The organism is Neorhizobium sp. BETTINA12A (assembly GCF_023006485.1).
Taxonomy (GTDB): Bacteria; Pseudomonadota; Alphaproteobacteria; order Rhizobiales; family Rhizobiaceae; genus Neorhizobium.
Map to the genome: position 1 here is coordinate 1 of NZ_JALBGW010000129.1, position 12931 is coordinate 12931.

At 62.5% G+C, this 12931-nt stretch carries 13 protein-coding genes and 1 pseudogene; 7 read left to right on the plus strand and 7 right to left on the minus strand.

The window, feature by feature from the left end; all coding sequences use genetic code 11:
* On the plus strand, positions 1–646 hold a 646-nt coding region (locus MOV61_RS22720), incomplete at its 5' end, for an AraC family transcriptional regulator (protein ID WP_247138194.1).
* A gap of 127 nt (positions 647–773) precedes the next feature.
* Positions 774–2132 (plus strand): esterase-like activity of phytase family protein, encoded by a 1359-nt coding sequence (locus tag MOV61_RS22725; RefSeq protein ID WP_247138195.1) that lies wholly within the window; start codon positions 774–776, stop codon positions 2130–2132.
* 224 nt (positions 2133–2356) lie between these two features.
* On the opposite strand, the gene MOV61_RS22730 is transcribed toward MOV61_RS22725, so the two are convergent.
* Positions 2357–3064, minus strand: a complete 708-nt coding sequence (locus MOV61_RS22730) for a DJ-1/PfpI family protein (RefSeq protein ID WP_247138196.1) — start codon at positions 3062–3064, stop codon at positions 2357–2359.
* 327 nt (positions 3065–3391) lie between these two features.
* Between MOV61_RS22730 and MOV61_RS22735 the strand changes: the two genes are divergently transcribed.
* Positions 3392–3817: a hypothetical protein gene (locus tag MOV61_RS22735; protein WP_247138197.1), complete on the plus strand. Its 426-nt coding sequence runs from the start codon at positions 3392–3394 to the stop codon at positions 3815–3817.
* Between the two features lie 18 nt (positions 3818–3835).
* Here the strand turns inward: MOV61_RS22735 and MOV61_RS22740 are convergent, their stop codons facing one another.
* The 5 genes from MOV61_RS22740 to MOV61_RS22760 all read right to left on the minus strand — a co-directional run bounded on the left by MOV61_RS22740 (position 3836) and on the right by MOV61_RS22760 (position 9911).
* Positions 3836–4033: a hypothetical protein gene (locus MOV61_RS22740; RefSeq protein ID WP_038541799.1), complete on the minus strand. Its 198-nt coding sequence runs from the start codon at positions 4031–4033 to the stop codon at positions 3836–3838.
* A 157-nt stretch (positions 4034–4190) separates the two neighbouring features.
* Positions 4191–5711, minus strand: a complete 1521-nt coding sequence (gene ppx, locus MOV61_RS22745; RefSeq protein ID WP_247138198.1) for an exopolyphosphatase — start codon at positions 5709–5711, stop codon at positions 4191–4193.
* A gap of 5 nt (positions 5712–5716) precedes the next feature.
* Positions 5717–7918: an RNA degradosome polyphosphate kinase gene (locus MOV61_RS22750; protein ID WP_408962415.1), complete on the minus strand. Its 2202-nt coding sequence runs from the start codon at positions 7916–7918 to the stop codon at positions 5717–5719.
* A gap of 51 nt (positions 7919–7969) precedes the next feature.
* Positions 7970–8689, minus strand: a complete 720-nt coding sequence (hdaA, locus tag MOV61_RS22755; protein ID WP_247138200.1) for a DnaA regulatory inactivator HdaA — start codon at positions 8687–8689, stop codon at positions 7970–7972.
* Between the two features lie 7 nt (positions 8690–8696).
* Positions 8697–9911, minus strand: a complete 1215-nt coding sequence (locus MOV61_RS22760; RefSeq protein ID WP_247138201.1) for an AI-2E family transporter — start codon at positions 9909–9911, stop codon at positions 8697–8699.
* 179 nt (positions 9912–10090) lie between these two features.
* On the opposite strand from MOV61_RS22760, the gene purM reads away from it, so the two are divergent.
* From purM to MOV61_RS22780, 4 genes are all read left to right on the plus strand, one after another.
* A complete protein-coding gene (gene purM, locus MOV61_RS22765; RefSeq protein ID WP_247138202.1) occupies positions 10091–11164 on the plus strand; it encodes a phosphoribosylformylglycinamidine cyclo-ligase in 1074 nt (357 codons plus the stop codon).
* Entirely contained in the window at positions 11161–11844 is a 684-nt protein-coding gene (gene purN / locus MOV61_RS22770; protein ID WP_247138203.1) for a phosphoribosylglycinamide formyltransferase, read from the plus strand. Before purM ends, purN begins: the two co-directional genes overlap by 4 nt.
* Positions 11845–11949: 105 nt before the next feature.
* Complete coding sequence (locus tag MOV61_RS22775; RefSeq protein WP_038541783.1) at positions 11950–12276, plus strand: antitoxin Xre/MbcA/ParS toxin-binding domain-containing protein; 327 nt, start codon at positions 11950–11952, stop codon at positions 12274–12276.
* Entirely contained in the window at positions 12273–12791 is a 519-nt protein-coding gene (locus MOV61_RS22780; RefSeq protein WP_247138204.1) for an RES family NAD+ phosphorylase, read from the plus strand. Before MOV61_RS22775 ends, MOV61_RS22780 begins: the two co-directional genes overlap by 4 nt.
* Before the next feature lie 10 nt (positions 12792–12801).
* Here the strand turns inward: MOV61_RS22780 and MOV61_RS22785 are convergent.
* Positions 12802–12931: pseudogene (locus MOV61_RS22785) on the minus strand (alpha-D-ribose 1-methylphosphonate 5-triphosphate diphosphatase); the annotation flags it as partial.

A 12931-nucleotide genomic window follows, 5' to 3' on the forward strand; every position in this document is an offset into this window, starting at 1 on the left:
CGCCAGCCTGCCCGGCAACGTCATCGTGCTGCATCCGGACGAGGTGCATGACGGGGCGGCCGGCACCGATGCCGGGCTGCGCTACCGCATGCTCTACCTGCCGCCGGAACGGCTGATCGAGGCGGCAGGCGGTTCGCGCGGCCTGCCCTTCGTGCCGGATCCCATCATGGTGGATGCGGAATTCCGACAGTGTCTTGTCGAAGCCTTGAACGATCTCGAAGCCGAGCCGCAGGACCTGTTGCTCGACGACCTGATCACCCGCATGGCAACAAGCCTCTGGCGCCATGCGGACAGCAAGCGTGACGCGCCGGGCACCCCGCGAGCGCAGCAGGCGGTTCTGCGCTGCCGCGATTACCTGCAGGCGAACGCCGACCGGACGGTTTCTTCGGAGGAACTGGAGGAAGTCAGCGGTTTCGATCGCTACACGACCGCAAGGCAGTTCCGAAAGCTTCTCGGCACCAGTCCGCACCGCTATCTCGTCATGCGCCGGCTCGACCGAGCGAAGGTCCTGCTGTCACAAGGCGGCAGCCTGGCGGATATCGCTGCCGATACGGGCTTTGCCGACCAGGCGCATTTCACCCGTCATTTCAAGAAGACGTTCGGCATGACGCCGGGCCGCTGGATGGCGCTTCGCAGGAGCGCCTGAGGTCGCCGGCCTTTGTGAAATTTCAGTCATCAAAGCTTCATCGAAGCGTCAATCTTCCATCACCTCACCGTCATGCACTCACCTTAACCGGTTGGCGTCTTTGACACGCCAACCAACAGGTGATCCCATGACCAAAATTCTGTTCGCCACCGTAGCGCTTGCCGCGCAGATCGGCGGCTCCGCTTCTGCTGACGACAAGGTTTTTCCGGCCAAGCTCACCGGCCAGGCAATCCTCCCCGCCAACACGGTCGTTCCGGCTCCGGCCGATGCGCCGGCGTTCCTCAAGACCTCCGGCAAATTCACCACCGCCGACCGTAAGCGCACCGACGCCCTCGGCACCCTGCCGGGCAAGGACGGCGCCCGCATCACCGACGTCAAGCTGCCGCTCGACGGCCAGCCGATCCAGGGCTTTTCCGGCATCAAGACCATGGCTGACGGCACCTTCTGGACGCTGTCGGACAACGGTTTCGGCTCGAAGTTCAACTCGTCCGACTCGATGCTTTTCCTGCACCAGATGAAGTTCGACTGGGCCGCCAACAAGGCTGAAGTCGTCAAGAACGTCTTCCTCTCCGATCCGAACAAGATCGCTCCGTTTCCGATCGTCACCGAAGCCACCGAAACCCGTTACCTGACCGGCGCCGATTTCGACATCGAATCCGTACAGCCGGTCGCCGATGGCTTCTGGCTCGGCGATGAATTCGGCCCCTACCTGCTCAAGTTCGATATCCAGGGCCGCCTGACCGACGTCATCGCCACCACAGTCGACGGCAAGCCGGTGCTTTCGCCGGACAACCCGCTCATCCAGCTGCCGGGCAACCCCGCCGCCAAGATGCCGGTCTTCAACTTGAAGCGTTCCGGAGGCTTCGAAGGCCTCGCCATGGCGAAGGATGGCTCCAAGCTCTACGGCCTGCTCGAAGGCCCGCTCTACAAGGACGACGGCCAGGTCGAGCAGGCCGACGGCAAGACCGCCATCCGCGTCATCGAATTCGACGTCGCCTCCAAGAAGTGGACCGGCCGTTCGTGGCTGTATCCGTTCGCCGATAAGGGCGCCGCGATCGGCGATTTCAACATGATCGACGCCTCGACCGCCCTCGTCATCGAGCGCGACAACGGCGCCGGCACCAAGAACAAGGCCTGCGCCGATCCGAAACAGCCGAAGCCGGATTGCTTCGACGCTCCGGCCGAATTGAAGCGCGTCTACAAGATCGAGTTCAACGACGCCAATGTCGGCAAGGCCGTCCGCAAGATCGGTTATATCGACCTGATGAACATCCAGGACCCGGACAACAAGAAGAAGGCCGGCAACGTCGCGGGCGTCTACGACATGCCGTTCGTGACGATCGAGAATGTCGACGTGATCGACGCCACCCACATCATCATCGGCAACGACAATAACCTGCCCTTCTCGGCAGGCCGCGCCGTCGACAGGGCCGACAACAACGAGTTCAGCGTGCTCGAAGTCGGCGAATTCTTGTCTGCCAAGTAAGCAGCAGACGGCCAAAAACGAAGAGCGTCCGGTGAAAGCCGGGCGCTCTTTTTGTTTGGGAGACGGGGATCCGGGTGTCGTGAGCGGCGAGGCTGCTTTCAGCCCGAGAAGTAAAAAACGTCCTTGCTGGGCCTAAACGGAATTACGGAGCGCCCCCTTTGCACCACGTTCGAGACCGTGGTCGAGGTCTCCGATCAACCTGGCCCTGTCGCAGGTCGCAATCGCTAGACGAGCCGAGCGTCTCGCCGAAGTCTGGATATCGCGTCGGCATCGATGGCTCTTATCTGATCTGCGATATCCGATGGTGCTTCCAACGCCTTCACTGTCGCAGGGTCGGCGGTCATGGGCGATCCGGCGAATGGAGGTTCCGGCGCATATTCCATCATCAGCTGGATTTTCCGTGCGGTCTCCTCACCTGCCAGCTTGGCGGCCATGACCAAGCCAAGGTCGATACCTGCCGTCACGCCGCCACCGGTGGCTCGCGTCCGGTCAAACACGACCCGCCGATTTACCGGCATTGCTCCGAAAGCTGAAAGCCTATGCAGCGCCGTCCAGTGGGTGGTGCACTCGTAGCCCTGAAGCAGACCAGCGGCGGCAAGCACCAGCGTTCCGGTGCAGGCTGCCATCAGGAACTGACAGCCGGGCTCCTGGCGCTGTAGAAACGAGAGAAGACGTTCGTCCTGCATCGCATCCAGATGACCGGGCCCGCCCGGGACAACCACGATGTCGAGTTGACCGCATTCTTCAATCAACATGCTTGGGACGATACTCAGTCCGCTCGCACTTCGGACCGGGGCGTGTCCCTCGGCCAGCAGATGGCAACGCGTATTCGGCAGCCGCGTCAGAACTTCCCAAGGCCCGGTCAAATCAAGCTGGGTCAGCCCGGCAAACAGGACAAAGCCGATCTCACGAGGGGGTGCGCTCACGGACATCCAAGCTTACTTGGCCAGTTGACGGAGAATACCGGTTTCGCGAGCATGCACATGAAAATGCCGGCGGATGCAACCGGAAAAATTCCACTGTCGTTACAATCGCAAGTGATTTTATGGCGGGTAGGAAACCTACTTCGAGGTTCGGCCGTAGGCAGGCGCGAGCCTCCGGCGATCCGCTAATTTGCTCGATGCGAAGGACGCAGGACATCTCCTTGCCCAACAATGTGACCTTGAATTGTATATGGAAACGTGCGCGACTGACTGATGGCTCGGCCCTCATCGCCGAGGTGGACAAGTACAGATGTTTTTGGTTGTGCGGAGAGAGACGTGCGCCTCGCTTTTAAACTGATTTCGTTCGCTTTCTTTGCTTTATTATCTTCGCAAGAAGTGAGGTCGCAGGAAGTCCGACTCTCCGGCCGATGGCAGCAGATTTCCTCCGACGCGGGATCATGCGCAGCTTGTTTTGTTGGGATCGTGAGGCAGGGCACAGTTCTTATTGTCAGCGCAAACAACGGTTGGTCTGCAACAGTACAAGCGGATCGAAACGGCCCTGCACACTTCGCCACCGGCCGGGGGCGGTGGAAAATGCGGCCTGGCGCGACCTACAGCAACAAAGTTTTCGATGTTCTTTTCGCCGTTCGTGACGAGCAACTGATGATGTTCATGGTCGTTGATCTCGGGAATGGTTCGAAACGGACCATTACAGCTGTTTTCGCCAGACCGGTCCCGAAACTCCCCGTGACCAGGGCCTGACGCACGGCTGCGGCCCCCTCACCCGCGATAATTGAACAGCCATTTGATGAATGCGGCCGATATCGTCACGAAGGCCATCAGTCCCGCCCAGGTTTCCAGATAGAAGGGCGGCGGGGCGAGCAGCTTTCCTTCGATATTGAAGTAACCCAGCGTCATCAGCGTTGCGCAGACGACGAACGCGAGCGTCGCCCAGATCCAGATATGCAGGTATGACATCCATCTCCTCCCTTTTGGCGGCCCGTAAAATAAATCAACGGCGTCGCCAGGGAAGTCGTCCAATCGGAGTATGCCCTCAGGTCGAATGAGGGTGCTGAAGGCGGCCGGCATGGTGACGGCACTTGCCTGGCCCGGTTCCTACGCGTCCCTGCCCGGCCTACTCGAACCGGAACGCCAGCCGCTTGCCCGTCAGCCTCGCCAGCTGCTGCAGGCGGCCGTCCAGCCGCTCGCCGGCAAAGTCGCGGTAGGCGGAGGGTACGACGAATTCGAGATCGAGGTCCGGCTCGGAGGACGGGCGGAAGGTCAGATGGTTGACGAGGCCCGGCATCGAGGCCGAGAAGAGGTAGACGACCCGGAGCAGACCGCCGAGCAGCTTTGCAAGATCGAGCAAGCGTGGCGTGGCGATCGTCGCCAGCGGGCCGGTGGCGCCGTCGTCGTGCAGGCCTTCGAAACGGTAGTAGTTTGCGAGCGCCAAATAGGCCCGGCCGGCATGGGTGATGCCGACGAAGGAGGAGTGGGCGATCAGGTTCAGCGCCTGCAGGCCGCGGTAATCCGGATGGGCGCGCCAGCTGATATCGGCGAGCAGGCAGGCGGCCTGGCGATAGCGGCTTTCCTCTTCCGTCTCGACGATCCCGAAGGCCGGCACCATGCGGCCGGTCCAGTCGGCAAGCTCGCGGGCGTGTTCGGGCGATCGGGCGCGCAGGATCGCGAGCTGGTCGGCGGCAACCAGCAGCGGATCACTTGCCTTCTCTTCGTCGGAAAGCAACGAATAGAGATAGCCTTCGCGAACGCCCTGCGCCGAAAAGCTCACCCTGGCGGGCTTCATCACCGCCAGCACTTCCTGCATAGCGATCGCACCGAAGGGCAGCAGCGAACGGCGGCTCTTCGAGACGGCCTGCCAGGCGGGGTCCTTGCTGTCCTTGGCCGCAATCACCTCGTCGAGGAATTTCTGCATGTCCTCGAGAGACAGTTCGTAGCCCTGCATCATGTGCAGCGGATACTTGCTCATTTCCATGTGCAGCTTGGCGATGTTGCGCCAGGTGCCGCCGACGGCATAGAAGGTGCGGCCCGCGCCGTTTTCCAGGAACCGCGCGGTGTTCACCTGCTTGCGGGCGAAGGTGCGCGCCTTGGAAAGCGAATTGCCGGAGGATTCCGACAGCCGCAGCCCCCCGAGCGGCAGGGTGATGCCCTTGCCGAACTCCTTGCCCTTGATGTCGATCAGTTCCAGTGAACCGCCGCCGAGGTCGCCTGCGATGCCGTCGGGATCATGGAAGCCGCTGATGACGCCGAGCGCCGAATACCGCGCCTCCTCCTCGCCGGAGAGAAGCTGCACCTGCTGGCCGAGGATCTCTTCCGCCTGGCGGATGAAATCCGGCCCGTTGGACGCTTCGCGGGCAGCGGCGGTCGCCAGCACGTAGACTTCGGTGGCGCGGGCCTGGGTGGAAAGCGCGCGAAACCGCTTCAGCGACAACAGGGCGCGCGCGACACCCTCGTCGTCCATGCGGCCGTTCGAACCCAATCCCTTGCCGAGGCCGCACAGCACCTTCTCGTTGAAGAGGACGGTCGGCGCGCGGGATAGGCCTTCGTAGATAACGACGCGGACGGAGTTCGAGCCGATGTCGATGACGGAGACAGGAGCGATCCCCGGAAGGCGCCCCTGGGCTTCTGATCGTACCATATTGCCTATTTCTTGCGTCCCGACACAAGGCCGGCGATAAGTTTCGGAGCACTCGACTTCAGGGCTTCACCGCGCCCCGAGAGGCTCGGATTGGTCATGAAATAGTGCTGCGCGTTAAAAGGTTCCTCGCCCTTGCGCACTTCCATGCGCCGCGACGTGCCGTCGGCCAATATCTCGTAGCTCTGCTGGTTGTCAATCAGGTTGCCGAGCATGATCTGGGATAAAACCTGCTCGTGCACGGTCGGATTGAGGAGCGGCACCAGCGTCTCGACCCGGCGGTCGAGGTTGCGCGGCATCATGTCGGCGGAGCCGATATAGACCAGCGCCTTGTCGGACGGCAGACCGAAACCGTTGCCGAAGCAGAAGATCCGGCTGTGTTCCAGGAAACGGCCGACGATCGACTTGACGCGGATATTGTCGGAGAGGCCGGTCACCCGCGGGCGCAGGCAGCAGATGCCGCGCACGACGAGATCGATCTCGACGCCGGCGCGGCTGGCGCGATAGAGCGCGTCGATGATCTCCGGGTCGACCAGCGAATTCATCTTCATCCAGATTGCCGCCGGCTTGCCTTCCTGCGCGTGGCAGATCTCCTCCTCGATATGGCGCAGGATGCGCGGCCGGAGCGTGTAGGGCGAGACCGCCAGCTTCATGCTTTCGGCCGGCTCGCCGTAACCGGTGATGAAGTTGAAGATGTTCGCCATGTCGTGGGCGATCTTCGGGTTGCAGGTGAAGAAGGACAGGTCCGTATAAATCTTGGCGGTGATTGGGTGGTAGTTGCCGGTGCCGAGATGGCAGTAGGTGCGCAGCTTGCCATCCTCGCGGCGTACGACCATTGACATCTTGGCATGGGTTTTCAATTCGATGAAACCGAAGACCACCTGCACGCCGGCGCGCTCCAGGTCGCGGGCCCAGCGGATGTTCGCCTCTTCGTCGAACCGGGCCTTGAGCTCGACCAGTGCCGTCACCGACTTGCCCATTTCGGCCGCATCGATCAGCGCCCGGACGATCGGGCTGTCGTTCGAGGTGCGGTAGAGCGTCTGCTTGATGGCGAGCACGTCCGGGTCGCGTGCCGCCTGCAGAAGGAACTGCACAACCACGTCAAAGGATTCGTAAGGGTGGTGGACCACCATGTCCTTTTCGCGGATGGCTGCAAGGCAGTCGCCAGCGTGTTCGCGAACCCGCTCGGGAAATCGGGCGTTGTGGGTCTCGAAGCGCAGGTCGTCGCGCGGCGCCTTGGTGATTTCGGACATGGTGTTGAGCGCCAAAAGGCCCGGCAGAACCGCGACGCGGTTTTCCGGCACGCCGAGTTCCTGCACCACGAACTGACGGAGCGACGCCGGCATTTCCGAATCGGTCTCGATGCGGATGACCTTGCCGCGGCGGCGGCGCTTCAGCGCCGTCTCGAAGAAGCGCACCAGGTCTTCTGCCTCTTCCTCGACTTCGATATCGCTGTCTCGAATGATGCGGAACGTGCCGGCGCCCTTGACCTCGTAGCCGGGGAAGAGCCGGTCGGTGAACATGCCGACCACATCCTCCAGCGTGATATAGCGGATCGCGTTGTTGAGGTCCGGCAGGCGGATGAAGCGGTCGAGCGTGGTCGGCAGGCGCAAGAGCCCGGTCATCGGCTCCTTGCCGTGCTTGCTGTGCAGCTGCAGGCCCATCGAGAAGCCGAGGTTGGGGATGAACGGGAACGGATGGGCCGGGTCGATCGACAGCGGCGTCAGGACCGGGAAAAGTTCGTCGTCGAAGGAGTTCGCCAGCCAGTTGCGATCCTCGGCGGACAGTGCCGCGGGCCTGACGATCAGGATGTCTTCCTTGGCGAGATACTGCTGCAGCACGGCGAGCGAGGCCTGCTGCTCCATCTGCAGGTTGTCGATCTCCTGCAGGATATTGTCGAGCTGTTCGGCCGGCGTCTTGCCATCCGGCGAGCGGATGACGATGCCCTGGCGCACCTGGCCTTCGAGGCCGGCGACGCGCACCATGAAGAATTCATCGAGATTGGCCGCCGAGATCGACAGGAAGCGGACCCGCTCCAGAAGCGGATGGGCGGTATTCAGCGTTTCCTCGAGAACGCGGCGGTTGAACTGCAGCCAGGAGAATTCACGATTGATGAACCGGTCCGGACTGCTCATCAGGTCGAAATCGGTATTGGCCGCTTCCAGACCAGGCTCGCGCGTTTCAGTCGTGATCGAATCCATCTCATCCATCCCATGCTACCCCTTGGGGCCGAATACAGTTTGACGAGGGAACTGTCACAGTCAATCGTCAGCGCCGGCAGCGGTCCCGGAATTCCCAAAATCGTTCAACACTTCCGCCGCCAGCGGACGGGTTATCCTGGTACCGCGCGCCAGCGCCAGTCGGTCCAGCCGCTCGACGATCGTCTGCGCCGCACCGAGCGACCGTTCCATCCGGTTGACGATGTAGCCCACCAGTTTATCGTCGATATAAAGCTGGCGGTCGGCGAACAGCTTGACGATCACCTGGGCCAAAAGGTCCTCGTCAGGCTCGCCGATTTCCACCACGGTCGCCGCCTTCAGCCGGGATTTGAGGTCCGGCAGGGTAACGCCCCAGGAGACCGGCCACAGGCGTGAGGTCATCAGCAGGCTATGGCCGTTCTCGCGCACGCTGTTGATGACGTGGAAGAGTTCAGTCTCGTCGAAGCCGCGGCGTTCGGCATCCTCGAACAGGACGGGACCCGCTGCAGCAATCGCCGCGGCATTCGAGCCGGCGACGGGATGAATCTCGGCAGCGCCTGCCTTTTCCCGCCAGATATGCGCCAAGTGCGACTTTCCCGACCCTACCGGGCCGGCCAGCACGACGACCGGCGACGGCCAGGCCGGCCATTCGTCGACGATCGCCACGGCCGCAGCCAGGCGTTCGGACACCAGGAGGTCGTCCCGGGTTCTCGCCGCATCATGAGTGAATTGCAGCGGCAGCTGCTCTTGTCTGCGCCGCTCGCGCTCGCCGGTCTCGGTCATTGGTCTTTCAAATGCTCTTCTGAGAGTCATTCGCTTGAGGATCATTCGGGGCTTGAGGATCATCCGGGGCGGTTATCTCTGCGCCGTTTTCGGCATGTTCCAGCACATGCGGTGGTTCGGCCTCTTCCCAGGGAAGAGCGGCCGCTCGGCCGTAATAGATGTCGCTGTCAAGATACCGCGACAGCACGAAACGGACAAGGACACCGACAACGGCCGCAGCGGGCACCGCGATCAGCAGGCCGACGAAGCCGAATATGGCGCCGAAGGCAAACAGCGCGAACATCAGCCAGACCGGATGCAGGCCGACGCTTTCTCCGACCAGCTTCGGCTGCAGGATGTTGCCCTCGATGAACTGGCCGACGAAGAAGACGCCGGCAACGGCCATGATCCACGGATAATCCGGCCAGAACTGCACCAGCGCCACGCCGACAGAGAGCACCAGGCCAATCAGGGAGCCTATATAAGGAACGAAACTGATCATGCCGGCGATGAAGCCGATCAGAAGCCCGAAATTCAGGCCGACAACGGACAAGCCGACCGCATAGAAGATGCCGAGGATGAGGCAGAGCGAGCCCTGGCCGCGAATGAAACCGGCGACCGATTCATCCATTTCCCGGGCGATCTCGCGCACCGTCGCCACCTGGTCGCGCGGCACCCAGCTATCGACCTTGGCAACCATGCGGTCCCAGTCGAGCAGGATATAGAAGGCGACGACGGGCGTGACGATCAAAAGCGACACGACATCGATGATCGCCTTGCCGGAATTCCAGATCTGGGTGAGCAGCGAACCGACGAAGCCGGCGCCCTGGCTCAGCACTTCGGAGAAATTCTGCTTGACCGTCTCGATCTGGGCGCTGATCCAATGCGGCAGGAACGAGCTTTCCGGGCTCGATATGATCTGCTGCAGTTGGGAAATATAGCCCGGCAGGGCGGCGGCGAACTCGGTGAACTGGTTGATGATGATCGGGATCACCAGCATCAGCGACAGGGCGAAGACCAGCACGAAACAGACGAGGATCACCACCGTCGCCATCAGCCGGCTCAGGCCCCGCCGTTCCAGCCAGTCGGCCACCGGATCGAGGAAGTAGGCGAGCGCCATGCCAGCTACGAAAGGCAGCAGGATCGAACGGAAGAACCACAGAAACACCACGAAGACGACGAGAACGCCGACCCAGAAGAAGATGTAGCGCTTCAGGCTCGCGCCGCTGATATGATATGCCATCGCCGCTTCCTCTGAATTGCCCGGGCGAAAAAAGGGATAGGGAAGCCGGTAACGCAGGTCAAGGGTTTGGAAGCGGTGCAGCAAGACCTGTGAAAAGCCTTCAAAACCGCGTCCAACGCTTGCATCCGGCGCCATGTCGTGCAATTGCGGGCCGCTACAACGATCATTGGAGATGAACGATGAGCGAGGCGGGCAAGAACGGTCTCACCTATAGCGATGCCGGCGTCGATATCGACGCGGGCAACCTCATGGTCGAGAAGATCAAGCCGGCCGTGCGCTCGACCCGCCGGCCCGGCGCAGACGGCGAGATCGGCGGCTTCGGCGGCCTCTTCGACCTCAGGGCCGCGGGCTTCACCGATCCGATCCTGGTTGCCGCCAATGACGGCGTCGGCACCAAACTGAAAATCGCCATCGACGCCAATTTCCACGACACCGTCGGGATCGACCTTGTCGCCATGTGCGTCAACGATCTGGTGGTCCAGGGCGCCGAGCCGCTGCTCTTCCTCGACTATTTCGCCACCGGCAAGCTCGACCCGGATCAGGGTGCGGCAATCGTCTCCGGCATTGCCGCCGGCTGCCGCGAGGCGGGCTGTGCGCTGATCGGCGGCGAGACCGCCGAAATGCCCGGCATGTATTCCGACGGCGACTACGATCTGGCGGGTTTTGCAGTCGGTGCCGCCGAGCGCGGCCAGCTTCTGCCTGTCGGCGATATCGTTTCGGGTGACGTCATCCTCGGCCTGACCTCGTCGGGGGTCCATTCGAACGGCTTCTCTCTTGTCCGTAAGATCGTGACGCTTTCCGGCCTCGCCTGGGACGCGCCCGCTCCCTTCCGTGAGGGCATGACTCTGGGTGAGGCGCTTCTGACGCCGACCCGCATCTACGTGAAGCCGCTCCTGAAGGCGATCCGCGAGACCGGCGCCCTGAAGGCCCTCGCCCACATTACCGGCGGTGGTTTTCCGGAAAACATTCCGCGCGTGCTGCCGAAAAACCTGGCGGCCGAAATCGATCTCGACTCCATTCCCGTCCCGCCCGTCTTCTCGTGGCTCGCCAAAACCGGCGGCGTCGAACCGAAGGAAATGCTGCGCACCTTCAACTGCGGTATCGGCATGATCGTCGTGGTCGCGCCCGAGAACGCGCAGGCGGTCGCCGATATCCTGACCGGTGAGGGCGAGATCGTCGTGCCGCTCGGCCGCATGGTCGAGCGCGCCGAAGGCGGCCCCGGCGTGATCTACCAGGGCACGCTCGGACTATGAGCGCACCGGCGGCAGAAACGGCGCGCAGAAAGCGCGTCGCCGTGTTCATATCCGGTGGCGGCTCCAACATGCTGGCGCTCGCCGATGCCTGCGCCGCGCCGGATTTCCCGGCCGAAATCGTCGCAGTCTTCTCCGACAAACCCTCGGCGGGCGGCATCGAGAAGGCGCAGGCGCGCGGCATCAAAACCTTCGCCTTCGAACGCAAGGGTTTTGCCGGCAAGGCCGAACACGAGGCGGCGATCCTCGCAGCCCTCGACGAGGTCCAGCCAGACATCCTCTGCCTCGCCGGCTACATGCGGCTATTCTCCGCCGAATTCATCAGCCGCTACGAGGGCCGCATCCTCAACATCCATCCTGCCCTGCTGCCGCTCTTCCCGGGCCTCCATACCCATGAACGCGCCATCCAGGCCGGCGTGAAGATCGCCGGCTGCACCGTGCATTTCGTCACCGAAGGCATGGACGAAGGCCCGATCGTCGCCCAAGGCGCCGTCCCGTTGCTTGCCGACGACACCGCCGAAACCCTGGCCGGCCGCGTGCTGACCGTCGAACACAAGCTTTACCCGCTGGCCCTGAAGCTGCTGGCGGAAGGCATGGTGCGGATGGAGGGCGGCCGGACGATCACCTCCCCCGGCACAACGACCGATATCGCGGATCAGCGGATCTTCTCGGCGGGCAGATAGAGCCGGGACTCGACATGGAGCGCCCAACGTCCTACATTCTGTACGTAATCTTCGTACAGGAGACCGGACATGGTTGGTAAAACTCAGCGAATTCTCGATTTAGGGATGCCGTCGATGGAAGCCGAAGCCGTCTCTATCCGCCTTGGGATTTCGAAACGCGAACTGGCTGAGACGGCCGGGCTCTCCGCCAACACGCTCCAGCGCAAGGAGCGTGCGCAGTCTCCCGCAGCGACCACGCGGATCGGTGAAATGGCGGAGATCATCCACCGCGTCAGCGAATGGGCAGGAAGCGAACGGCAAGCCCTCGCCTGGTATCGCGCCGAGCCCATTCCGGCCTTCGGCGGCCGGACAGCAGAGAGCATCGTCAAGAACGGCAAGGCTGCCGCCTTGCGCGACTATCTCGATCATCTGGCGATCGGCGGCTTTGCTTGAGGTTCCAGGGCGTCTGCTACCGCGCCCATGATCCGCGCTGGGCGATCAGCCCGATCTCCGGCGAAGGTGCTGCCATTCGCGGTGCCCGCTTCAATCCCAAGGGCATACCGGCACTCTATCTCTCTACTTCGATCGAAGGTGCGATCACCGAAGCAAGCCAAGGGTTTGGACACAAGATCCATCCGTTGACGATCTGCTCCTACGATATCGATTGCGACGATATCGCCGACCTTACGGACGAGGTTTCGCAAAATGCGCTTGGCATATCGCTTGATGTCATGGCGTCCGCCTGGGCGTCCGCACTCTCGGAAAGCAGGCGACCGGGATCGTGGGTAATTTATGACAATCTTTCCCGTACTTATGCCGGCATCCTCGTCCCCTCCTTCGCCCACCGGGCCGCAACCTCGGTCAGCAATCTCGTGCTGTGGGACTGGGGAGCCGACCTGCCGCATCGCGTCCACGTCATCGACCCGACAGGCAGGTTGCCGAAGAACCAGAAGTCCTGGGAGGAGTAACCTCCGAGCCTTACGCCGCCAGTGCCCGCAGCGGATGCAGCGTACCGTCGCTGTAGACGAAGCGGCCGGCGCGGAAGGTGGCCCGGATGCGGTGCACGTCGCCCTTTTCCACCACGACCAGATCGGCGCGCTGGCCGACC

Coding starts and splice junctions, on each gene's coding strand:
- MOV61_RS22775 (WP_038541783.1), top strand. CDS start 11,950: ATGCCGTCGATGGAAGCCGAAGCCGTCTCTATCCGCCTTGGGATTTCG.
- MOV61_RS22760 (WP_247138201.1), bottom strand. CDS start 9,911: ATGGCATATCATATCAGCGGCGCGAGCCTGAAGCGCTACATCTTCTTC.
- MOV61_RS22730 (WP_247138196.1), bottom strand. CDS start 3,064: ATGTCCGTGAGCGCACCCCCTCGTGAGATCGGCTTTGTCCTGTTTGCC.
- MOV61_RS22740 (WP_038541799.1), bottom strand. CDS start 4,033: ATGTCATACCTGCATATCTGGATCTGGGCGACGCTCGCGTTCGTCGTC.
- ppx (WP_247138198.1), bottom strand. CDS start 5,711: ATGGTACGATCAGAAGCCCAGGGGCGCCTTCCGGGGATCGCTCCTGTC.
- purM (WP_247138202.1), top strand. CDS start 10,091: ATGAGCGAGGCGGGCAAGAACGGTCTCACCTATAGCGATGCCGGCGTC.
- purN (WP_247138203.1), top strand. CDS start 11,161: ATGAGCGCACCGGCGGCAGAAACGGCGCGCAGAAAGCGCGTCGCCGTG.
- MOV61_RS22750 (WP_408962415.1), bottom strand. CDS start 7,918: ATGGATGAGATGGATTCGATCACGACTGAAACGCGCGAGCCTGGTCTG.
- MOV61_RS22725 (WP_247138195.1), top strand. CDS start 774: ATGACCAAAATTCTGTTCGCCACCGTAGCGCTTGCCGCGCAGATCGGC.
- hdaA (WP_247138200.1), bottom strand. CDS start 8,689: ATGACCGAGACCGGCGAGCGCGAGCGGCGCAGACAAGAGCAGCTGCCG.